Origin of the sequence: Nonomuraea sp. SBT364 (assembly GCF_001083785.1) — a bacterium.
GTDB lineage: Bacteria > Actinomycetota > Actinomycetes > Streptosporangiales > Streptosporangiaceae > Nonomuraea.
Genome location: NZ_LAVL01000090.1, coordinates 1 through 22370, shown reverse-complemented (window position 1 = coordinate 22370; position 22370 = coordinate 1). Strand labels below are relative to the sequence as shown.

Annotated in this window: 19 protein-coding genes and 1 pseudogene; 7 read left to right on the top strand and 13 right to left on the bottom strand. The window is 70.7% G+C overall.

The window, feature by feature from the left end:
* Positions 1–27 precede the first annotated feature (27 nt).
* From ADY59_RS30750 to ADY59_RS30720, 7 genes are all read right to left on the bottom strand, one after another.
* On the bottom strand, positions 28–783 hold the full coding sequence (locus ADY59_RS30750; RefSeq protein ID WP_049569361.1) for a succinate dehydrogenase/fumarate reductase iron-sulfur subunit: 756 nt from the start codon (positions 781–783) through the stop codon (positions 28–30).
* Positions 780–2666, bottom strand: a complete 1887-nt coding sequence (locus tag ADY59_RS30745; protein ID WP_049569358.1) for a fumarate reductase/succinate dehydrogenase flavoprotein subunit — start codon at positions 2664–2666, stop codon at positions 780–782. The genes ADY59_RS30750 and ADY59_RS30745 overlap by 4 nt, the downstream gene beginning before the upstream one ends.
* Positions 2667–2680: 14 nt before the next feature.
* Entirely contained in the window at positions 2681–3469 is a 789-nt protein-coding gene (locus ADY59_RS30740) for a hypothetical protein (RefSeq protein WP_049569356.1), read from the bottom strand.
* Between the two features lie 192 nt (positions 3470–3661).
* Positions 3662–4111, bottom strand: a complete 450-nt coding sequence (locus tag ADY59_RS30735; RefSeq protein WP_049569353.1) for a response regulator — start codon at positions 4109–4111, stop codon at positions 3662–3664.
* Entirely contained in the window at positions 4104–5249 is a 1146-nt protein-coding gene (locus ADY59_RS30730; protein WP_053175291.1) for a sensor histidine kinase, read from the bottom strand. The genes ADY59_RS30735 and ADY59_RS30730 overlap by 8 nt, the downstream gene beginning before the upstream one ends.
* Positions 5246–6379: a PP2C family protein-serine/threonine phosphatase gene (locus ADY59_RS30725; RefSeq protein ID WP_082310529.1), complete on the bottom strand. Its 1134-nt coding sequence runs from the start codon at positions 6377–6379 to the stop codon at positions 5246–5248. Before ADY59_RS30725 ends, ADY59_RS30730 begins: the two co-directional genes overlap by 4 nt.
* A 35-nt stretch (positions 6380–6414) precedes the next feature.
* Positions 6415–7344: a LysR family transcriptional regulator gene (locus tag ADY59_RS30720; RefSeq protein ID WP_049569345.1), complete on the bottom strand. Its 930-nt coding sequence runs from the start codon at positions 7342–7344 to the stop codon at positions 6415–6417.
* A 191-nt stretch (positions 7345–7535) separates the two neighbouring features.
* Here ADY59_RS30720 and ADY59_RS30715 point away from each other — a divergent pair, with 191 nt between their 5' ends.
* The 3 genes from ADY59_RS30715 to ADY59_RS30705 are packed head-to-tail and all read left to right on the top strand — an operon-like array spanning position 7536 to position 10893.
* Positions 7536–8234: a succinate dehydrogenase cytochrome b subunit gene (locus ADY59_RS30715; RefSeq protein WP_231618975.1), complete on the top strand. Its 699-nt coding sequence runs from the start codon at positions 7536–7538 to the stop codon at positions 8232–8234.
* Positions 8231–10156, top strand: a complete 1926-nt coding sequence (locus tag ADY59_RS30710) for a fumarate reductase/succinate dehydrogenase flavoprotein subunit (protein WP_049569343.1) — start codon at positions 8231–8233, stop codon at positions 10154–10156. The genes ADY59_RS30715 and ADY59_RS30710 overlap by 4 nt, the downstream gene beginning before the upstream one ends.
* On the top strand, positions 10153–10893 hold the full coding sequence (locus ADY59_RS30705; protein ID WP_049569340.1) for a succinate dehydrogenase/fumarate reductase iron-sulfur subunit: 741 nt from the start codon (positions 10153–10155) through the stop codon (positions 10891–10893). The genes ADY59_RS30710 and ADY59_RS30705 overlap by 4 nt, the downstream gene beginning before the upstream one ends.
* Positions 10894–10941: 48 nt before the next feature.
* On the opposite strand, the gene ADY59_RS30700 is transcribed toward ADY59_RS30705, so the two are convergent.
* Positions 10942–11919 carry a GlxA family transcriptional regulator gene (locus tag ADY59_RS30700; protein ID WP_049569339.1) on the bottom strand — a complete coding sequence of 326 codons (978 nt, stop codon included), beginning with the start codon at positions 11917–11919 and terminating at the stop codon, positions 10942–10944.
* Between the two features lie 71 nt (positions 11920–11990).
* On the opposite strand from ADY59_RS30700, the gene ADY59_RS30695 reads away from it, so the two are divergent.
* Complete coding sequence (locus tag ADY59_RS30695; RefSeq protein WP_063780835.1) at positions 11991–12881, top strand: hypothetical protein; 891 nt, start codon at positions 11991–11993, stop codon at positions 12879–12881.
* Between the two features lie 695 nt (positions 12882–13576).
* Here the strand turns inward: ADY59_RS30695 and ADY59_RS30690 are convergent.
* Positions 13577–14392, bottom strand: coding sequence for an alpha/beta fold hydrolase (locus ADY59_RS30690; RefSeq protein WP_049569337.1), 816 nt, complete (start codon positions 14390–14392; stop codon positions 13577–13579).
* Positions 14393–14523: 131 nt separating this feature from the next.
* Between ADY59_RS30690 and ADY59_RS30685 the strand changes: the two genes are divergently transcribed.
* Positions 14524–14901 (top strand): hypothetical protein, encoded by a 378-nt coding sequence (locus tag ADY59_RS30685; RefSeq protein WP_049569336.1) that lies wholly within the window; start codon positions 14524–14526, stop codon positions 14899–14901.
* Here ADY59_RS30685 and ADY59_RS30680 read toward each other — a convergent pair.
* Positions 14870–15529, bottom strand: coding sequence for a response regulator (locus tag ADY59_RS30680; RefSeq protein ID WP_049569335.1), 660 nt, complete (start codon positions 15527–15529; stop codon positions 14870–14872). The two genes, ADY59_RS30685 and ADY59_RS30680, sit on opposite strands and share 32 nt — an antisense overlap.
* Complete coding sequence (locus ADY59_RS30675) at positions 15526–16689, bottom strand: sensor histidine kinase (protein WP_156325838.1); 1164 nt, start codon at positions 16687–16689, stop codon at positions 15526–15528. Before ADY59_RS30675 ends, ADY59_RS30680 begins: the two co-directional genes overlap by 4 nt.
* An 85-nt stretch (positions 16690–16774) precedes the next feature.
* On the opposite strand from ADY59_RS30675, the pseudogene ADY59_RS30670 reads away from it, so the two are divergent.
* Positions 16775–17473 (top strand): annotated as a pseudogene (locus tag ADY59_RS30670) (ABC transporter ATP-binding protein); the annotation flags it as partial.
* Positions 17474–17475: 2 nt separating this feature from the next.
* A complete protein-coding gene (locus ADY59_RS30665; RefSeq protein ID WP_049569327.1) occupies positions 17476–18213 on the top strand; it encodes an ABC transporter permease in 738 nt (245 codons plus the stop codon).
* 107 nt (positions 18214–18320) lie between these two features.
* Here ADY59_RS30665 and ADY59_RS30660 read toward each other — a convergent pair whose 3' ends face one another.
* Both ADY59_RS30660 and ADY59_RS30655 read right to left on the bottom strand, forming a co-directional pair.
* Positions 18321–19193, bottom strand: coding sequence for a poly(ethylene terephthalate) hydrolase family protein (locus ADY59_RS30660; RefSeq protein ID WP_049569316.1), 873 nt, complete (start codon positions 19191–19193; stop codon positions 18321–18323).
* An 83-nt stretch (positions 19194–19276) separates the two neighbouring features.
* Positions 19277–22370 (bottom strand): helix-turn-helix transcriptional regulator (locus ADY59_RS30655; protein WP_053175288.1); only part of this gene is annotated, 3094 nt, incomplete at its 5' end.

The window sequence follows — 22370 nt, the reverse complement described above, 5'->3', positions numbered from 1 at the left end:
GCCCGAAGGCCCCGCCGCCGCTGCCGCCTACTTCGACGAGCGCTTGAAGATCTTGTTGCCCAGCCAGACCAGCGGGTCGTACTTGCGGTCGACCACGCGCTCCTTCATCGGGATCAGCGCGTTGTCAGTGATCTTGATGTGCTCGGGGCAGACCTCGGTGCAGCACTTGGTGATGTTGCAGTAGCCGAGGCCGTGGTCCTGCTGGGCCGATTCCTTGCGGTCGGCCACGTCGTACGGGTGCATGTCCAGCTCGGCGATCCGCATGAGGAAGCGCGGGCCGGAAAAGGCCGGCTTGTTCTCCTCGTGGTCGCGGATGACGTGGCAGACGTTGTTGCACATGAAGCACTCGATGCACTTGCGGAACTCCTGGGACCGCTCGACATCGACCTGCTGCATCCGATACTCGCCGGGCCGGACGCCCTCCGGGGGCGTGAAGGACGGCACCTCCCTGGCCTTCTGGTAGTTGAAGGAGACGTCGGTGACCAGGTCCTTGATGACGGGGAAGGTCCGCATCGGGGTCACCGTGATGGTCTCGTCCTCCTGGAAGGTGGACATCCGGGTCATGCAGCCCAGCCGCGGCTTGCCGTTGATCTCCATCGAGCAGGAGCCGCACTTTCCGGCCTTGCAGTTCCAGCGGACCGCGAGGTCGGGGGCCTGCGTGGCCTGGAGGCGGTGGATGATGTCGAGGACGACCTCGCCCTCGTTCACCTCGACGGTGAAGTCTTCGAGCTTGCCTTCGCCTCCCTCACCGCGCCAGACCTTGAACTTCGCCTTGTAGCTCATTTCGAAATCCCGTCGAACTCGGCCATCTCTTCGTCGGTGAGATACTTCTTCAGCTCGTCCCGGTCGAACAGGGTGATCAGGTCGTCCCGCATCGAGGGCTGGACCCGCTCCTCGACCTCGACGGACCGGCCGTCGCCCGTGGAGCAGACGAGCAGCTTGCGGCGCCACTCGGGGTTCATGCCCGGGAAGTCGTCGCGGGTGTGCCCGCCGCGGCTCTCCTCGCGCTTGAGCGCGGCGCGTGCCACGCACTCCGAGACGAGCACCATGTTGCGCAGGTCGAGCGCCAGGTGCCAGCCGGGGTTGTAGACGCGCGACCCGGCCGCGCCGACGAGCTGGGCGCGTTCCTTGAGCTTCTCCACGACCTCCAGGGCCTCGGCGACCTCGTCGGCCTTGCGGATGATGCCGACCAGGGCGTTCATCGTCCGCTGGAGCTCCTGGTGGACCTCGTACGGGTTCTCGCCCGAGCGCTGCAGCGGCGCCTCGGCCTCCGCGCGGGCGGCGTCCACCGCCTCCTGGGCGGGGCGCGGCCGGGCGGCGAGGGACTCGACGTAGGCCGCCGCGCCCGCGCCCGCCCGCCGACCGAAGACCAGCAGGTCCGACAGCGAGTTGCCGCCGAGCCGGTTGGAGCCGTGCATGCCGCCGGACACCTCGCCCGCCGCGAACAGGCCAGGCACGGAGGCCGCGCCGGAGTCGGCGTCGACCTCGACGCCACCCATGATGTAGTGGCAGGTCGGGCCCACCTGCATCGGCTCGGCGGTGATGTCGACGTCGGCCAGCTCCTTGAACTGGTGGTGCATCGACGGCAGCCGGCGCTTGATCTCCTCGGCGGGCAGCCGGGTCGACACGTCCAGGTAGACGCCGCCCTGAGGGGAGCCGCGACCGGCCTTCACCTCGGCGTTGATGGCCCTGGCGACCTCGTCACGCGGCAGCAGCTCCGGGGGACGGCGGTTGTTGGCCTGGTCGGTGTACCAGCGGTCGCCCTCCTCCTCGGTGGTGGCGTACTTGTCCTTGAACACCTCGGGGATGTACTGGAACATGAAGCGCTCGCCCTCGGAGTTGCGCAGCACGCCGCCGTCGCCGCGCACCGACTCGGTGACGAGGATGCCGCGCACGGAGGGCGGCCAGACCATCCCGGTGGGGTGGAACTGGATGAACTCCATGTTGATCAGCTTGGCCCCGGCCAGCAGGGCCAGCGCGTGGCCGTCTCCGGTGTACTCCCAGGAGTTGGAGGTGACCACGTACGACTTGCCGATGCCGCCGGTGGCGAGCACCACGGCCGGGGCGTCGAAGAGCACGTAGGCGCCGCTCTCGCGCCAGTAGCCGAACGCGCCGGCGATCCGGTCGTCCTGCTTGAGCAGGCGGGTGACCGTACATTCCTGGAAGACCTTGATGTAGGCCTCGTAGTCGCCGTGCGTCTCGTAGTCCTCCTGCTGGAGCGCGACCACGCGCTGCTGCAGGGTGCGGATCATCTCCAGGCCGGTGCGGTCGCCGACGTGCGCCAGGCGGGGGTACTCGTGGCCGCCGAAGTTGCGCTGGCTGATCTTGCCGTCCTTGGTGCGGTCGAACAGCGCGCCCCAGGCCTCCAGCTCCCAGACCCGGTCCGGGGCCTCCTTGGCGTGCAGCTCGGCCATCCGCCAGTTGTTGAGGAACTTGCCGCCCCGCATGGTGTCGCGGAAGTGCACCATCCAGTTGTCGTCGGAGTTGACGTTGCCCATCGCGGCGGCGGCACCGCCCTCGGCCATGACCGTGTGGGCCTTGCCGAACAGCGACTTGCACACGATCGCGGTGCGCTTGCCCTGCTGGCGGGCCTCGATGGCGGCGCGCAGCCCGGCGCCTCCCGCGCCGATGACGACGACGTCGTATTCGTGACGCTCGATTTCCACTGTGAAACGATTCCTTACGCGAACGGGAAGGCGATGATGCCCTTGGCCACCAGGCGGACGTAGAGGTCTGCGCCCATGACGGAGAACATCGAGGCCCAGGCCCACTGCTGGTGCTTGGCGTTGAGCTTGGAGACGAGGGTCCAGGCCCGGTAGCGGAGCGGGTGGCGCGAGAAGTGGTTGAGCCGGCCCGCGGTGATGTGCCTGCAGGAGTGGCACCCGAGCGTGTAGCCGAGGATGAGCACGGCGTTGGCCAGCAGGATGTAGCTGCCGAGGCCGAGCGGCTTGTGGACGAGCGCGAGGATCGCGTCGTAGGTGAGGATCGCGCCGATCACCAGGGCGAAGTAGAAGAAGTAGCGGTGGATGTTCTGGACGATCAGCGGGAAGCGGGTCTCACCGGTGTACTTGCCGTGCGGCTCCTGCACCGAGCACGCCGCCGGCGACAGCCAGAACGAGCGGTAGTACGACTTGCGGTAGTAGTAGCACGTCAGCCGGAACCCGCCGGGCAGGCCGAGGATGAGCAGCCCGGGCGGCAGCGCGTACCAGTCGCCGATGGGCGCCCACCCGAACAGCCGGGCGCCGTCGCACACGGCGGAGGTCGACAGGCAGGGCGAGGCGAAGGGGGCGATATAGGGCTCGACGAAGTTGCTCGTGTCGATGATCGCCCACACCCCGTAGACCAGGAATGAGCTGAGCCCGAGGAACGTCACCAGCGGGGTGAGCCACCATCGGTCGGTGCGCAGGGTGCGCACCTTGACTTGGGCACGCTGCCTTCTCACTGGAGCGTCGGGCGTCGTCTGGGTCATCGCGGACCTCTCCACCTCCCGCGGACCCCGCACGCCTGGGATCCGGGTCGTTCGTCTGGCGCGCAAAGTGGCGGGCTCGTGCTCCGCTCCGGCGCGCGTTGGTGGGGATACGTTACGACGCCCGCATACGGATTTGTGAGGAGCATCACTCACTTTTTCCAGGACAGCCTGTGATTCCTGTCACGTCCGCCGTCAGGCGCGCAACCCCTGGGTAGGCAACTTCACCACAGTCACGAAAAAGTTATCGATCTGACGGACAACTCTTATGAACTGCTGAAAATCGACCGGTTTCGCGACATACGCATTGGCGTGAAGTTTGTAGCTGAGCAGGATGTCCTCCTCGGCCTCAGAGGTGGTCAGGACCACCACCGGGATCGTCCGCAGATCCTCGTCGAGCTTGACCTCCTCCAGCACCTCCAGCCCGCTCTTCCTGGGCAGGTTGAGGTCGAGCAGGATCAGGTCGGGCCGCGGCATCCCGGCGTGCGCGCCCCTGCGGCGCAGGAAGTCCATCGCCTGCTCGCCGTCGTTGACCACGTGCAGCCGGTTGCTCACCTTGTTGAGCTCGAACGCCTCCCTGGTCAGCAGGATGTCACCCTGGTCATCTTCGACCAGGAGCACCTCGATCGGGCGCCAGTCATTCATCGTCATCTCCCGCGGCCGGTAGCGTCCATCGGAACGTCGTGCCCGGCCCCTCCGCGTCACCGTCGAGCCACAACTGCCCGCCGTGGTACTCGACAATCTTGCGGCAGAGCGCGAGCCCGATGCCCGTACCTGGATACACGTCCCGCGGGTGAAGGCGCTGGAATATGAGGAAGATCCGGTCGGCGTACTTCGGCTCGACGCCGATGCCGTTGTCGGTGCAGCTGAACTCCCACAGGTCGCCCTTGCGGGTCGCGCCGATGTGCACGCGGGGCGGCAGCTCGGTGCGGAACTTGACGGCGTTCTCGATCAGGTTCTGGAAGAGCTGGGTGAGCTGGACGCGGTTGCCGACGACCTTGGGCAGTTCGTCGGCGGTGACGGTGGCCTCGACGTCCTCGATCGCGCCCGACAGGTTCACCAGCGCCGCGTCCAGCGCGGGCCGGGTCTCCACGACGGTCCTGCCGCTGGTCACCCGGCCGACCCGGGAGAAGTCGAGCAGGTCGTTGATGAGCAGCTGCATGCGTTTGGCGCCGTCGACCGAGTAGTGGATGTACTGCTTGGCCCGCTCGTCGAGCTGGTCGCCGTAGCGCTGTTCGAGCATCTGGGTGAAGCTGGCGACCTTCCGCAACGGCTCCTGAAGATCGTGGCTGGCCACGTACGCGAACTGCTCCAGCTCCCCGTTGGAGCGGCGCAGCTCTTCGGCCTGGTCCAGGGTGGTGCGCCAGTTCGCCAGGATGCGCCGGCGCATGGAGTCGAGATGGCTCGACAGCTCCGCCAGCTCGGCGGGCCTGGCCACCTCCAGGCGATGGTCGAAGTCGCCGCCCGCGACCGCCCGCACCTGGTCGGTGAGCTGCGCGATGGGCTTCAGTACGGCATAGCGCACCATGAGCGTCAGGGCGGTGGCCGCTACCAGCAGCGCCAGGCAGAGCACCACCAGCGACACCGTCAGCCTGTCGATCTGGGCGGCGATCTCGGGCCTCGGCTCAAGGACATGCAGCTCGTTGATCATCACGAGGATCTGCGCGGCGCCGGCCAGGAAGGCCACGAGGGCGACCACGCCGGTGAGGACGAACCAGCGGGCGACGGGAAGCCTGCCGACTCCGGTGGGAGGCTTGGCCGGGGGCAGCGGGTTGATGCTCATGGGGAGCTCCTGCGGACGAGCACCGCGGCGAGGTCGTCCCCGAGGGTGCCCACGTGTCGGATGAGCCGGTCGAGGTCGATGGCGCCGTGCTGCTTGACCAGGCCGACGAGCCCGTCGACGCCGAGCTCGCCGCCCTGCCCGGCGGCCGCCTCGATGAGCCCGTCGGTGTAGAGCATGATCGACCAGCGTTCGCCGAGGGGCACGTCGATGACCGCCCACTCGGCGTCGGGGAAGATGCCCAGCGGCGGGCCCGAGGGGGTGCCCTCGACGACCTCGACGGCGCCGTCGCGCAGGAGCACCGGCGGAGGGTGCCCGACGACCCGCATCACGGCGTGGTCCAGGTCGGGGCTGATCGTGGCCATGCACAGGGTGGTGAAGATCTCCGGGGCCTTGCGCTCGGCCCGCAGCAGCGTGTCCATGGTCCGCAACAGCGGGTCGCCGTCCTGCCCGGCGAGGACGAGCGTGCGCCAGGCGATGCGCAGCGACACCCCGAGAGCGGCCTCGTCGGGGCCGTGCCCGCACACGTCGCCGATGACGACGTGCACCGCCCCGTCGGGGGTCTGCACGGTGTCGAGGAAGTCGCCGGCCAGCCGCTGGCCCTGGGCGCCCGGCAGGTAGCGGGTGATGTGCTCCAGGGCGTCGGTCCGCAGCAGGGGGGTGGGCAGCAGGCCGTTCTCCAGGCGGGCGTTCTCCTTGGCGGTCAGCTCGGCTTCCATGAGCGCGAGCTGGGCGAGGTCGGCCCGCTTGCGCTCCATCGCGTAACGGACCGCCCTGGCCAGCAGGCGCGCGTCGATGTCCTGCTTGACCAGATAGTCCTGGGCGCCCGCCTGGACGGCCGCCACGCCGACGTGCGCGTCGCGCAGCCCCGTCAGCACCAGCACCGCCGCGTACGGGGCCATCGCGAGCACGTGCTCCAGCGCCTCCAGCCCGGTGGCGTCGGGCAGTGAGAGGTCGACCAGCACGCACTGGATGCCCGGGGCGAGCTTGGCCCTCGTCTCCGCCAGGCTGCGGGCCCGCGTGATCCTGGGCGGCGCCGCGGCCTGCTTCAGCAGCTCCTCGACGAGGAACGCGTCACCGTCGTCGTCCTCGATGAGCAGGAGCGTCAGCGTTTCGGATAGGGATGCCGTCACAAACGCCTCTTCGCTGGAGACAAGGTCCGTCCGGCTCATTCTGCGATGAGCTCGACCCCTTGGGGAAGCGTACCTTCCTGACCGGCTTCGACGACGAACGCCAGCAAGGTCGCCCGGAACGCCTGAGCCGCCCGCGTCGGCTCCACGTCCCTGCGGTGGGCCAGCGCGATCGTGCGGCTCAGCCCGGGCGGCGCCAGCGGCGTCCCGGCCAGCCCAGGCCTGCCGTCGAGCACCATCGAGGGCACCACGGCCACGCCCAGCCCGGCCTCCACGAACCTGAGCACCGCGTCCATCTCGCCGCCCTGCACCGCGAACCTCGGCTCGAACCCGGCCTGCCGGCACGCCGTCAGCGTCGCCTCCCGCAGGTCGTAGCCACGCCGGAACATCACCATCGGCCGGCCGCGCAGGTCCTCGATCCGCATGTACGGCTTGCGCAACCGCTCGTGGGAGGGCGCGACGACCACCAGGTTCTCGCGCAGGATCTCCTCGGTCAGCAGCGCCGGGTCGTCGTGCTGGAGCGGCATGATGATCAACGACAGGTCGAGCTGCCCCCGGGCCAGCGCCCGCACCAGGTCACGCGAGCCGCCCTCCTCGACCAGCAGCTCGATGCCCGGGTAGGCGTGGTTGAAGCGGGCCAGCACGTCGGCCATCAGCCCCGCGCACAGCGACGGCGTGGCCCCGAGCCGCACCCGGCCGCTGCGCAGCCCGGCCAGCTCGGCGACCTCCCGCCGGGCGGTCTCGGCGTCCTCCAGCATGCGGCGCGCCAGTGGTAGCAGCGCCTCCCCGGCCGCGGTGAGCGTGACGTTGCCGCGCGCGCGGGAGAACAGCGGGGCGCCGAGCTCGGTCTCCAGCGCCTTGATCTGCTTGCTGAGCGACGGCTGAGCGACCCGCATCCGCTCGGCCGCATGGGTGAAGTGCCTGCTCTCGGCCACTGCCACGAAGTACGCCAACTGCTGCAACTGCATGTGATATTCCTCGCACCGGCTGCCTGGTTCGCCTTACGCCAGCCGTACAAACCAGACATCATAGCCGTTGGCTATGGAAACCAGGCCCGTCATGACTTGGACGGATCATCGCTGGATACATAGCGTCGGAAGACGTGACAGCCACGATAGAGCGCGGCGCCGCCACCGCGCCCGTTACCTCTCCAGCGCCCGTGAAGAAGCCAACGCGCAAGCGGCCGCGCGGGTTCCTCAGCTCGTCGAACGGCAAGAAGGTCGTCATGGCCGTCACCGGCGCCGTGATGGTGACTTTCCTGATCCTCCACATGCTGGGCAACCTGAAGATCTTCATCAGCAAGGAGTCCTTCAACGAGTACGCGCACGCTCTGCGCACCCTGCTGGAGCCGTTGCTGCCGTACCGGACGGTGCTGACGATCGTCGAGGTCGTGCTCGTCGCCTCCGTCGTGCTGCACATGTGGGCCGCGATCTCGCTGGCGCGCCGGGCCCACTCGGCCCGGCCGGTGAAGTACGTGGCCAAGAAGTCTCAGGCCAACGGCTACGCCACGCACATCATGCGGCTCGGCGGCGTGACGATCCTGCTGTTCTTGATCTGGCACCTGCTCGACCTGACCTTCGGCGTGGTCAACCCGAAGGGCTTCGACTCCTCCCCGGCCGACCGCATGATCGCCGGGTTCGACCCGTCGCGCTGGTGGGTGGCGATCATCTACTTCGCGGCGGTCGTCATGGTCGGCCTGCACCTGCGGCACGGCGTCTGGAGCGCCTTCCAGACCCTCGGCTGGGCCAACCGCGACCGGAACAAGGGGCTGCGCCTCGGCGCCGGTCTCCTGTCGGCCGTCCTGGTCGTCGGCTTCCTCTCCCCGCCCCTCGCCATCATGTTCGGAGTTGTGCAATGAAGTTCACCGAGGGTTCGGAGATCCGGGACACCAGGGCGCCCGAGGGCCCCATCGAGGACCGGTGGGAGAAGCGCAAGTTCGCCGCCAAGCTGGTCAACCCGGCCAACAAGCGCAAGCTCAACGTCATCGTGGTCGGCACCGGCCTGGCGGGCGGGTCCGCCGCCGCCACGCTCGGCGAGCTCGGCTACAACGTCAAGTCGTTCTGCTACCAGGACACGCCCAGGCGCGCGCACTCCATCGCCGCGCAGGGCGGCATCAACGCCGCCAAGAACTACCGGGGCGACGGCGACTCGATCTACCGGCTGTTCTACGACACGGTCAAGGGCGGCGACTTCCGCGCCCGCGAGTCGAACGTCTACCGGCTGGCCCAGGTCTCGGTGAACATCATCGACCAGGCCGTGGCCCAGGGGGTGCCGTTCGCCCGCGAGTACGGCGGCCTGCTCGACACCCGCTCGTTCGGCGGCGCGCAGGTGTCGCGTACCTTCTACGCGCGCGGCCAGACGGGCCAGCAGCTCCTGCTCGGCGCCTACCAGGCGCTGGAGAGGCAGGTCGCGGCCGGGACCGTGGAGATGTTCACCCGCCACGAGATGCTCGACCTGATCGTCGCCGACGGCCGGGCACGCGGCATCATCGTGCGCGACATGGTCACCGGCGAGATCGAGCGGCACACCGCCGACGCGGTCGTGCTCGCCAGCGGCGGCTACGGCAACGTGTTCTTCCTGTCCACGAACGCCAAGGGCTGCAACACCACCGCCATCTGGCGGGCGCACGAGCGCGGCGCGTACTTCGCCAACCCCTGCTACACGCAGATCCACCCGACCTGCATCCCGGTCTCCGGCGAGTACCAGTCGAAGCTGACGCTCATGTCGGAGTCGCTGCGCAACGACGGCCGCGTGTGGGTCCCGCTGCGCAAGGGCGACGAGCGCGCCCCCGGCGACATCCCCGATGACGAGCGCGACTACTACCTGGAGCGGATCTACCCCGCTTTCGGCAACCTCGTGCCCCGGGACATCGCCTCCCGCGCCGCCAAGAACGTCTGCGACGAGGGCCGCGGCGTCGGCCCCGGCGGTCTCGGCGTCTACCTCGACTTCCGCGACGCGATCAACCGGCTCGGCCGCGACGCCGTGGAGAAGAAGTACGGCAATCTCTTCGAGATGTACGAGCGCATCACCGGCGAGAACCCGTACGACGTGCCGATGCGCATCTACCCGGCCGTCCACTACACGATGGGCGGGCTGTGGGTCGACTACGACCTGCAGTCGACGATCCCCGGCCTGTTCGTGATCGGTGAGGCGAACTTCTCCGACCACGGCGCCAACCGTCTCGGCGCCTCCGCGCTGATGCAGGGCCTGGCCGACGGCTACTTCGTGCTGCCGACGACGCTCGGCGACTACCTGGCGGCCGGGCCGTTCGGCGAGGTCGACGAGCAGGCGGTCGCCGAGGCCGAGCTGAAGGTCCGCTCCAAGATCGACCGGTTGCTCGCCGTGAACGGCACCCGCACGCCCGACTCCTTCCACCGCGAGCTGGGCAAGCTCATGTGGGACTACTGCGGCATGGAGCGCACCGAGGAGTCGCTGCGCAAGGCCCTGGACCGCATCCCCGAGCTGCGCAAGGAGTTCTGGGAGAACGTCAAGGTGTCCGGCACCGCCGAGGAGCTCAACCAGGTGCTGGAGAAGGCCGGGCGGGTGGCCGACTTCTTCGACCTGGCCGAGCTCATGTGCCTGGACGCGCTGGTGCGCTCCGAGTCGTGCGGCGGCCACTTCCGGGCCGAGTCGCAGGACTCCGAGGGCGAGGCCCTGCGCGACGACGAGAGCTTCGCGCACGTCTCGGCCTGGGAGTACTCGCCCGACGGCGAGCCGGTGCTGCACAAGGAACCGCTCGAGTACGAGTACGTCAAGATGACCCAGCGGAGCTACAAGTGAACCTGACCCTTCGCGTCTGGCGACAGAGCGGCCCTTCCGACTCCGGACGAATGGTGACTTATCGGGTGGAAGAAGTTTCGCCTGACATGTCGTTCCTGGAGATGCTGGACGTCCTCAACGAACGGCTCATCCTCGAAGGCGACGACCCGATCGCCTTCGACCACGACTGCCGCGAGGGCATCTGCGGCATGTGCGGCATGGTGATCAACGGCGTCGCGCACGGCGAGCAGCGCGCCACCACCACCTGCCAGCTCCACATGCGCCACTTCGAGGACAACGCCACCATCACCATCGAGCCGTGGCGCGCCGCGCCCTTCCCGGTGGTCAAGGACCTGGTCGTGGACCGCAGCGCGTTCGACCGCATCATCCAGGCGGGCGGCTTCGTCTCCGTCCCGGCCGGCTCGGCCCCCGACGCGCACAGCATCCCGGTGCGCAAGGAGGACGCCGACGCCGCCTTCGACGCGGCCACCTGCATCGGCTGCGGCGCCTGCGTCGCGGCCTGCCCGAACGGATCGGCGTCGCTGTTCACCGCGGCCAAGATCACCCACCTGAGCCTGCTGCCGCAGGGCCAGCCGGAGCGCCTGTCCCGGGCCAAGGCCATGGTGGACCAGATGGACGCCGAGGGCTTCGGCGGCTGCACGAACACCGGCGAGTGCACCGCGGTCTGCCCCAAGGGCATCCCGCTCGACACCATCGCCCAGATGAACACCGACTACCTCAAGGCGAACGCCAAGTAGTCCCGCTTCCGGAGGGTCGTACGGATTCCGTACGGCCCTCCGGCATGCTCAGGGCACCCGCGTGAAGCTCGCGCGGTAGGCGGTCGGGGTGAGCCCGACCCGGTCGACCAGATGCTTGCGGAGGGAGTCGGCGCTGCCCAGCCCGCTCTTCCCGGCCACCTGGTCCATGGGCAGCCGGGTGGTCTCCAGCAACTCCCTGGCCCGGTCGATCCGGCGGTGCAGCAGCCACTGGAGCGGGCTCAGCCCGGTCTCCGCGTGGAAGCGCCTGGTCAGCGTCCGCACGCTGATCCTCGCGTGCGCCGCCAGGTCGGCCAGGGTGAGCGGCTCGTCCAGGTGCGCCAGCGCCCAGGCCCGGGTGAGCGCGAGCGACGTGCCGCGCTCGGGCGGCAGCGGGGTCTCGATGAACTGGGCCTGACCGCCCGGCCGCACGGGAGGGACGACCGCGAGCCGCGCGGCCGCGTTGGCGACCGAGGCGCCGAAGTCCAGCCTGACCAGGTGCAGGCACAGGTCGATGGCCGCCGCCGCGCCCGCCGAGGTGAAGATGCCGCCGTCCTCGACGAACAGGAGGTCGGGCTGGACGTCGACCGACGGGAAACGGGCCGCCAGGTCGCCGGTCAGCCCCCAGTGGGTGGTGGCGCGCCGCCCGTCGAGGAGGCCGGCCTGCGCCAGGACGAACGCCCCCGTGCACAGGGAGGCGATACGCGAACCGCCCTCCGCGGCTGTCCGCAGCGCGTCGAGGACCTCCGGGGGCGCCTGCTCGCCGCCGCTGCCCACGGCGATCACCGTGTCGGCGCCGTCCAGGAGGTCCAGGCCGTCCGGCACCACGAGGTCGGGGCCGCCGACCGTCCGCACCAGCCCGGGCCGCGCCGTGCAGACCCGCACGTCATAGCCCGGGGCGCTGCTGAACACCATGAGCGGGATCGACACGTCGAAGCTCAGCACGGGAGTCACGACGACGGCGGCGACGCGGTGCTTGGGCTGTGTGGGCTGTGTGGGCTGTGTGGCCTGGGGCTGTGTGGCCTGCATGGCCAGATCCTCCGGATAGTGGGCGTTCCGGCCACTAGGCTACGGGGTCGGCGAGCGGCACCGTTGTGGTCATGACATTTCATGTGATCGTGGGACGCGGGGCCGCCGCGTCGAAGACCGCTCTGCTGCTGGCCGAGGACGGCGAACGCGTACGGATGATCAGCCGTACCGGTGGCGGGCCCGAGCATCCGCTCGTGGAGCGCATCGCCGCGGACGCGGACGACACCGACCGGCTCACCGAGCTGACGGAGGGCGCGACCACGCTGTTCACCACCGCCGCGCCGGCCTACCACCTGTGGACCGAGCAGTTCCCCGCCCTGGCGGCGTCGCTGCTCACCGCCGTGCGCCGGACCGGGGCCTCCTACGTGATGCTCGGCAACCTCTACGGCTACGGACTGGTGGACGGGCCGATCCGGCCCGACCTCCCGCTGGCCGCGACCGGGCCCAAGGGGCTGGTCCGGGCACGGATCTGGGAGGAGGCCGCCGCCTCGGGCGTCAAGGTCACCGAGGTGCGCGCCGGTCAGTTCTACGGCGCCGGCGCCATCTCGGTGTTCAGCCTCATGGTGCAGCGGCAGGTCCTGGAAGGCAGGCTCGCCATCGTGCCGCAGGAGCTCGACGTGCCGTACAGCTACTCGGCGATCGGCGACACCGCCCGCACCCTGGTCGCCGCCGGTCGCGACGAGCAGGCGTACGGCCGGGCCTGGCACGTGCCCGCCTCGACCCTGTCGGTCCGTGACCTGGCCGGGCGGCTCGCCGCCCTCGCGGGGGCGCCGACGCCGCGGTTGGAGCAGATGACCGAGCGGGATTTGACGTTGCTCGAGCTCGGCGCCCCGTTCTGGGGCGAACTGCACGAAGTGCTCGTCAAACCCGGTCACCCGTTCGTCATCGACTACTCCGAGACCGAGAAGCTCCTCGGCGTAGCCGCCACACCGGTCGACGCCGTCCTCCACGAAGTCCTCTGACCGCTTCCCGGGTGCGTAGCCGCCGGCTGGCGAGCGCTTGGTCGGACGTGCCCGGAGGCGGGCGTCCGCTGGTTGGTGGGCGCTTGGTCGGACGTGTCCGGAGGCGGGTATCCGCTGGTTGGTGGGCGCTTGGTCGGACGTGCTCGGAGGCGGGTATCCGCTGGTTGGTGGGCGCCTGCTCTGAAGTCCTCTGGGCGGGTACTCGCCGGTCGGTGGGGCGCCTGCTCTGATGTGCCGGCGGTGGGAAACCATCGGTCGGCGGGTGCCTGGTCGGGCGTGACGCGGGTGGGAAACCATCGGTCGGCGGGCGCCTGGTCGGGCGTGACCCGGGTGGGTAGCCGCTGGCTCGCGGGCGCTTGGCCGGCGCGTGCCTGGACGGGTACCCGCCGGTCGCCGGGGCACCTGTTCTGACGTGCCCCGGGCGGGGACCCATCGCTCGGTGGGGCGCCTGCTCTGACGCGCTCCCGGCGGGTATCCACCGGTCAGCCGGCACCTGCTCCGACGCATCCGAAGCAAGTGCCCCGCTGGCTGAAAGGGCCCGTCGTCCGGTGGATGTGCCGCCTGGGGGATGGGCGTCGTCCGGTGGATGTGCCGCCTGGGGGATGGGCGTCGTCCGGTGGATGTGCCGCTTGGCGGACGGGCGTCGTCCGGTGGACGTGCCGCTTGGTGGATGCCCGCCGGCCAAGTTGACGGCCTTAGGCCAGGAACTCCGCCAGCACCGGTGCGAGCTTCTGCGGGGCCATCATCACGGCTCCGTGGTTGAGCCCGGCCAGCGTACGGTGCTCGGCTCGCGGCAGCACCTCGGCCAGGGCCCGCGCCGCGTCGTGGAACCCGGCCGGGCTCTTCCCCCCGGTCAGCACCAGCGCGGGCGCGACGGCCCCCGCCCACTCGGCTGCCTCCAGCGGCCGGCCCCGCTGCGTCTCGCCCATCACCGCGATGTCGTACGGCAGCGTCGGGGCCAGCTTCTTGAGCGTGGACCACACGCCGGGCATCAGCCGCATCAGGCCGACCATGAACGCGGGCATCCCCTGCGCCCGCGTCATGAAGTGCTTGACGGCCGCCCCGCGCTGGTCGCGGGCCAACAGGTCGTCGATCTCCTGGGCGAACCCTGCCGGGGGCGCGAACCCGTCACCGGTCACCGCGAACGGCGGCTCGTACAGGGCCAGCCGGTCGACGTTCAGCCCCGCCGCGGCGGCCCGCAGCGCGAGCACCGCGCCGGACGAACTGCCGAACAGCGATGCCGACCCGCCTGCGTGGTCGATCAGCGCGGCCAGGTCCTCGATCTCGCGCTCCACGGCGTACGCGGCCGCGTCACCGCTCGCGCCGCGCCCCCGGCGGTCGTAGTTGAGCACCGTGAAGCGCGGGGCGAGCAAGCGGCCGAGCTTGGCCGCGTCCTTCCGGTCGGCCAGCGCCGAGGCCACCAGGATGAGGGCGGGGCCGGTGCCCAGTTGCTCGAAGGCGATCTGGGTGCCGTCCCGAGAGGTCACGGTCGTGGTCGTGGTGGTGCGCATGGGTTGGTGCTCCGTTCCTGTCACGTTCTCGGCCATGTGACGGGTGCCGAAGCGAAAAGGAATCGGCCCTCCTCATGCCTGGAGACGTTCGAAGGAATCGGCCCTCCTCGTAACTGGGTACGTTCGATTGCATGACCCCCCGTGAGAAGCCGCCTGCGCCGGTCGTGGTGGCGATGGTGCTGTTCGAGTTGTGCGTCGCCGTCGTGTTCCTCATCTCGGTCGTCGGGATTTTCTACCGCCTCTGGCCGCTTGTCCTGCTCGCGGCCCTTGCCGCCTTCGCCGGCTTTTCGACGGGGCAGGGGTTGTGGCGTGGTTGGCGCGGCTCCAGGGTTTTTCTGATCGTCGTGGGTGTGTTCCTGGTTCTGGCGGGGCTGTCCGTGCCGGAATACGGTCTGTTCGGCCTCGTCGCCGCCGGCTTTGGGATGGCGATGGCCGTACTGCTCGTCGTCCCGGCGTCGTCGCGGGCTTGGTTCGCCGTCAGACAAGCCCCGCCTCGTAGGCCGCGATGACCAGGTGGATGCGGCTGCGCGCGTCAAGCTTGGTGAGCAGGTGACTGACGTGCGTCTTGACCGTGCTGAGGCTCACGTACAGCCGCTCGGCGATCTCGGCGTTGGACAGCCCTCTCGCCACCAGGACGAGCACGTCGCACTCCCGATCGGTGATGGCCAGGTCGCCGGGCGGCGTGGAGCCACGGCCCGGCGTGGTGGTGGGTGGTGTGGAGCTGACGAATCGCTGGATCAACCGTCGGGTGGCGGTCGGTGCCAGGAGCGACTCGCCTGACGCGATCACGTCGATGGCCTTGAGCAGATCGGCCGGCGGGGTGTCCTTGAGCATGAAACCCGCGGCCCCCGCCTGGAGCGCCCCGAAGACGTATTCGTCCAGGTCGAACGTGGTCACGATGAGCACGCGCGTCTCCGGGCGGGCGGCGCAGATGCGGCGGGTCGCCTCGATCCCGTCCATCACCGGCATCCGTACGTCCATCAGGATCAGATCAGGGCGGTCCCGTTGGGCGAGCCGCACCGCCTCCTCGCCCGTCGCCGCCTCACCGATCGCGACATATCCGGGCGCGCTGTCGACCAGCAGGCGGAAGCTGCCCCGGATGAGCGCCTGATCGTCGGCCACCAGCACCCGGGTCATAGCGGCAACCTCGCCATCACCTGGAAGCCGCCCGGCGGGTGCGCCCCCGCCGTGAACTCGCCGCCGAAGACACGCACCCGCTCGTGCAGCCCTGTCAGCCCGTGCCCATACTCCTGTCCCTGCCCGTGCCCTTGCCCCTGCGCGTGCCCCTGCCGTTGCGCGTGCGCGTTCGGCCGTGCCGGTCGGTGCATGCCGTCGTCGACGACCTTCACTATCAGCTCGCCCTCCAGTCGCTCGATTCGCACGTCGACGTGGCGGGCGTCGGCGTGCTTGACCACGTTGGTCAGCGCCTCCTGCACGATCCGGTAGACCGTCAGCTCCATCTCCCCCTTGACCTTGCCGTCGATCGCCAGCTCCACCTCCAGGCCGGTCGCCTCGGCCCTCCTCACCAGCACGTCGAGATCGGCCAGCCCGGGGGCCCGGGCGAGCTCCGCCTCGTCGTCGTCGCGCAGCAGGCCGAGCAGGCGTCTCGTCTCGCGCAGCGCCGACCTGCTGGTCTCCTCGATCGAGCTCAGCGCACGGCTCATCTCGCCCACGGCGCCGACGTGCCCCGCCACGCCTGCCTGCACCGCGATCGTGCTGAGGCTGTGGCCGATGACGTCGTGTAACTCCCTGGCGATGCGCAGCCGCTCCTCCGCTGCTTCGGCCCGTGCCTGCTCCTCGGCGTGCACGGCCAGCCGCTCGGTGTAGACCCGGCGCTGGCGTACGGTCGTGCCGACCGCCCAGGAGGCGACCAGGATCGCCAGCACCAGCGCGAGCTGTCCTGGCACCTCCGCGGTCACCGGCAGCTCCACCACCCCCTGCAGACCCACGGCGACGGCTGCGGCGAGGGGGACGAGCGCCCGGTTGCGCGTCGCCACCGTATAGAGGGCGAGGGGCAGGCAGAGCAGATCGGCGTGCGGGATCAGGAACTCGCGCATGCCGAGCCCGCCGGCCAGCACGACCAGGAACACCGCCTGCGGCCGGAGTCGCCTGACCGCGATGGGCAGGCTCGTCGCGAGGGCAGCCACGTAGTCGAGAGGGTCGGGCGCCATGGTGTTGCGGGTGGAGGCGAGCCCCAGGAAGGTGGCCGCGAGGAACACGGCGACGCCGGCGTCCAGGGACAGCCAGGCCCGGGCGGGCACCCGGCTCAGCAGCGGGGGACGGATTTCTTCGCGCACGGAACGAAGGTAGCCGCGTCAACGGGGCCGCACATCGGTCCCAGGACCGATGTGGAAAACCCCGTTCGGGCCGATCGTAGAGCGCGTGATCGAAGTGAACGGGCTCACCCGGCGTTTCAAACGGACCCTGGCGGTGGACGATCTCTCTTTCGAGGTGGCGTCCGGCAGGGTCACCGGTTTTCTCGGCCCCAACGGCGCAGGGAAGACCACGACCATGCGACTGATCCTCGGCCTTGACCGGCCCACCGCCGGTCAAGCCACCCTCGGCGGAAGGCCGTACCGAAGCTTGCGAAGGCCGCTCACCCACGTCGGCGCTCTGCTGGACGCGACCGCGGTGCACGGCGGCCGGCGCGCCGAGCAGCACCTGCGGTGGCTGGCGAGCTCCAACGGGCTCTCCGCGCGGCGCATCGGCGGGTTGCTCGAGCTCGTCGGCCTCGGCGAGGCGGGCGGCAAGCGGATCAGCGGGTTCTCGCTCGGCATGAAACAGCGGCTGGGCATCGCCGCGGCGCTGCTCGGCGACCCCGCGACGCTCCTGCTCGACGAGCCGGTCAACGGGCTCGACCCCGAAGGCATCAGGTGGACGAGGCAGCTGCTGAGGTCGCTGGCCGCCGAGGGGCGCACGGTCCTCGTGTCGAGCCACCTGATGAGCGAGATGGCGCTGACGGCCGACCACCTCGTGGTCATCGGGCGGGGCAGGCTGCTCGCCGACGCGCCGATCTCGGAGCTGGTCCGGCCGGGCACGTCGCTGGAGGACGTGTTCATGGAGCTCGTTTCCGAGGGGGCACGATGAACACGGTCAACGCTGAGTGGATCAAACTCCGCACCCTGCGTTCCACCTGGTGGACGATGGGCATCGCGGTCCTCGTCGCGCTCGTGCTCACCGCGCTGGGCGCCGGAGCCGTCATCTCGCGCTGGGACCCGGGGCAGGCTCCGGGCCAGGCGGCCATGGGCATCGTGGTGGCCGTCTACGTGGGCGTGATCCTGGCCCAGCTCCCGCTCGGGATGCTCGGCGTGATGACGATCAGTGGTGAGCACGCGTCCGGCATGATCGACACCACGCACGTCGCCACGCCCGCCAAGTCGCGGGTCCTGCTGGCCAAGGCGGTGGTGCTGGCCGGATTCGCGATCATCGGCTCCCTGTTCATCGCGGTTCCCGGCTATCTCTACGGCCGCGCCGTGGCAGCGGAGTTCAACCCGTCGGCGCTGCCGGCCGACGCCTGGCCGGTGATCGGCGGGGGGACGCTCATGATCGTGGTGACCACGCTGCTCGGCCTGGCGCTCGGCGCCCTCCTGCGCAACGGGGCGGCGGCGATGGCCGCGCTGATGGCGATCGTCCTGCTGTTGCCGTTCGTCGCCCGCATGCTGCCCTGGGGAGATTGGGCCAACGTCTTACTGCCGACCTATCCGGCGCTGCAGCTGATCGAGCAGGTGCCGGACATCATGCCGACCTGGGTGGCGTTCACGGTGCTCGGGGGCTGGGCCGTGGTCCCGTTGATCATCGCCGCCCTGGTGGGGCGGCGATGACCCTCATGACGGTCGCGGCAGTTCGCGCTCCGGATGACGGACGGCGATCCGCCGGCGGCCGGCGGCCTCCCGTCCGCTGGGGGACGGGAGGCCGGGTCAGGTGCGGGTCAGGAGTGCGGGCAGGTGTCGCGATACTCCGAGATCGCGGTGCCGCGCGGCGCCGGGCAGAGGAAGCGCTCATACCGGGTGTCGTCGTCCACGAAGCGCTTCAGCCAGGCGACCATCGACTTGGCCATCGGCGTGTTCGTGGTCTGGGGGAAGAAGTGGCTGGCGTTGTTGAGCTCCATGTACGCCTTCTCCGACGAGGCGGGGATGCTCTCGTAGAACCGCTGGGAGTGGGTGGTGACCGAGGCGATGGAGTCGCTCTCGCCGCCGATGATCATGGTCGGGACCCGTACGCCGGACCAGTTCTTGGTCGCGTTCCACGGCGCGAGCGGGACGGCCGCCTGCAGGGAAGGACGGTCGTCGGCGGCCTCCAGGCTGCCGCCGCCGCCCATCGAGTGGCCCGCCACGGCCAGGCGGGAGCCGTCGATGCGACTGCGGATCGCCACCGGGCTGTCCTCGACGAGCCAGTCGAGGGCGGCCAGGAGCTGGCGGCCACGGCTGGCAGGCTGGTCGTAGCGGCTGTTGGTCTCGATGCCGATGACCACGAAGCCGTGCGAGGCGATGCGCGGGCCGAGCCAGTCCAGGCTGGACCAGGAGGCGGTGTAGCCGGGCGAGATGGCGATCGCGCCGAACGTGCCCTGGCTCGTGTCGTTCGGGTAGTAGACCTCTCCGCCGCCGAATCCGCTCACGCTGAGCGAGGAAACCGACTGGTCGGAGGTGGCGAACGGGCCGCGGCTCGCCTCCAGGATGGAGTCAGTGGGGTCGGGGCCGCGCTCGTACGGGCCGGCGGCATGCGCGGGCAGCGCGATGGTTCCGCATGCCAGGGTCGCGGCCATGGCGATCTTCGCGATGGTCCTCGCTGGGGGGAACGACATGTCGGGAACTCCAGGTTCTCGGGGGTGCGACGTCGTCATCTTCAAGCGGGCGCGACGCCGGCGCATCGCGTGAATCGCCGGTCTCAGGAGAGCAGGCGGGACAACTCGACACGTGAGCGGACGCCGAGCTTGGCGAAGACGTTGCGCAGGTGGTGGTCGATCGTGCGGGGGCTGAGGAAGAGCTGGGCGGCGACCTCCCTGTTCGTGGCGCCCTCGGCCACCAATCGGGCGATGCGCAACTGCTGGGCGGTGAGCAGGCGCTCCGGGCCGCCGGCCGGCGCGAGATGGACCACGGCCTCACCCGACGCACGCAGTTCGGTTCTCGCCCGTTCGCTCCACAGCCCCGCCCCCAGCCGCTGGAACGTCTCCAGCGCCCCGTGCAGATGCTCCCTGGCGGCTCCCGGCTGGCGTTCCCTGCGCAGCGCCACGCCGTACAGCAATTGGGTGCGTGCCGTCTCGAACGGGCAGGTGTGCAGCTCCAGCGCCTCCCTGAACAGCTCGCCGGCCTCGCCGCCGGTCGCCAGCAGGGCGCGGCAGCGCGCCACGAGCGCGCGCCGGTCGGGGCTGCGGGTGCTGCCCGCCCACCCGTCCAGCACCCGCAGCGCGGCGGAGGCGCGTCTCCTGTCGCCGGTACGGGCCGCCGCCTCGATGAAGTGCGGGCTGGCCATGACCCGGATGACGACATGATCGTTGCCGTGATGGCCGCGCAGCCGGGCCGCCGCCTCCGCAGGACGTCCGGTGGCCAGGTCGAGATGCGCCAGGGCCCAGTTGCCGAGGCTGGTGGCGATGCCGAGGCCGTGCGATTCGGCCAGGTCCAGCGCGGCGTGGGCGCGGTCGCGGCAGTCCTGCGCGTCCCCTTGTACGGCGGCCGCGTGGGCCAGCCAGCCGAGGTGGCGGGCGGCGGAGTTGAGCTGCCCGGACGCCTGCGCCAGCCGCAGCCCGTCGGCGGCGTGCGCGGCCACGGACGAGTAGCGGCCCAGCCAGAACTCCGCCTGGATCAGCGACTCCAGCAACTGCGGCACCACGCTGACCGCGCCGCGCCTGCGTGCCGTGTCGATGGCACGGGCCGACAGCTCGATCGCCGTGGCGTCCTCGCCGAGCAGCAGGCTCGCGACGCAGGCCCAGACCAGCGTGGCGGGGTTGCGTACGGCCGGGGCCAGCGCCACGACCCGTCGCAGCGGCCCGGCAGCCGCCCGGTGCCGGCCGCTGAACGTCGCCGCTATCCCCTCCAGATACTCGAACATGAGCTGGGTGTCCTGGCAGTCGTCACTGCGCCGGAGCAGTGCGGCTTGTCGGGCTATGGCATGAAATGTACGGATGTCGCCGGACATGTAGCTGGCCTCGGCGGCATGCAGGAGGGCCTTGACGGCGACCAGCCGGTCGCGTTCGACGAGCCGGGCAGCGGCGGCCACGAGCTTGGCGCTGGCGCTGTCGGCATGCCCGCTGAGCAGCTCCAACCGCCCGTACATGAGCTCGGCCTCGTCCGTGACCACCGGGCGGTGCAGCCCCGCCAGCAGCGACCTTGCCCGGGGGAAGTCGCCGGACGTCCACGCATGCCTGGCCGCCGCGGCCAGCCACGCGGCCTTGCTCGCCTCATCCTGGCTGAGCTGCGCGGCCCGCTCGTACGCGAGCGACGGGGTGGGATGAGCCGCCGGCTCCCAGGTGAGTGGGGTGGGGTGTTGAGCGAGGTCGTACGGTGTGGTCTGGACGGCGGTGGACGCGGCGGCGGCCAGGTCGGCGGCGAGCTCGTCGGGCGGGCCGTCGAGTGCCGCGGCGCGGTGCCAGGCCCGGGGGAGGCCGGTGAGGAGGGTCCCGAGCAATCGGTGCACCTCCCGGCGGCGGGCCAGCGGCGCCTCGGCGTACGCGACGGCCCGCACCGTTTCGTCGGCGTACACGTACCGATCCCCGTCGGCCCGGATCACCCCCGCCCGCTCAGCTGCCGCCAGGACGGTCAGCGGGTCGGCGGAGCGGGCAGGTGGCGCGTCGAGGGGCTCGGGGGGCCAGGAGTGCGCGGCTTCGACGGGCGGCCGGGACCAGGGTGGCGCGGTGCCGGCGGCCGGCCGGGGCGAGGGCGGCGCTTCGGCGGCTTTGAGCAGGGTGGCCGTGTCGAGGCCGGGGGCGGCGGCGAGGAGGAGGAGCAGGGTGCGCGTCTCCTCCGGTAACCCCGCCAGGCGCTCGGCATGCGCCCGGTGCAGACGTCCGCGGGGCGGCAGGCTGTCGGGCGGCGGGGCCAGTCCGGCGAGTTGCCCCGCGGTCAGCGACTCGGCGAGCTCGCGCAGCCCCAGCGGGTTCCCCCGGGCGACCCGTACCAAGCAGGCGCACAACTCGTCGGAGGCCCGCTCGGGCAGCAACTCCCCGGCCAGCGCCCGGCTCGCGGCCTCGTCCAGCGGTCCGACGACGAGCGCCGGGACGTCATCGGGCACCCCACTGGACATCGACACCTGGAAGGCGCCGACGGGACTGGCAGCCCCGAGATCGTGCCCGCCGAGCGACACCGAGCAGGCCCTGAGATCGTGTCCGCCGCGCGGCTCGGAGTTGGTTCCGAAAACGTGGCCGGTGGGCGGTTCGGAGTTGGTTCCGAAAACGTGGCCGGTGAGCGGTTCGGGGTCGGTTCCGTGATCGTGGCCGGTGGGCGGTGTGGGGTCGGTCCCGGGGGTGCGCCCGGTGAAGGGCGGAGAGGTGGCACCGGGGGCGCGCCCGGTGGGAGGCGTGAAGGCGGGCGCGCTGCCGGGGTGGCTCAAGGGTGTGGGGAGGGAGACGGGACCGGGCCCGGCTACTGGGGCGGTGAGGAGCAGGGCGATGCGCTCGCCGCTCAGCCGCCTGGCCGCGAAGCACACCGCCTCACGGCTGGCCCGGTCGAGCAGGTGCACGTCGTCCACGCACACCAGCACCGGCTCACCGGCGGCCAGTTCGCGCAGGAACTCCAGGAGCGCCACCGGCAACGCCACGCCGCCTCCGGCCACCCCCGTCCGCAGCGCCCGCGCCAGCACCCGGGACCGCACCCGATCGGCCACCGGCCGCAGCAACGCGTCCAGCCCGGACATCGGCAGGTGCGCCTCCTGCCGCACCCCTCGCGTCCGCAGCACCGTGAACCCGCCCGCCAGCGAGGCGGCCAGCTCCAGCACGGCGGTCTTACCGATCCCCGGTGCCCCCAGCACCGCGAGAGCGCCCCCGTCC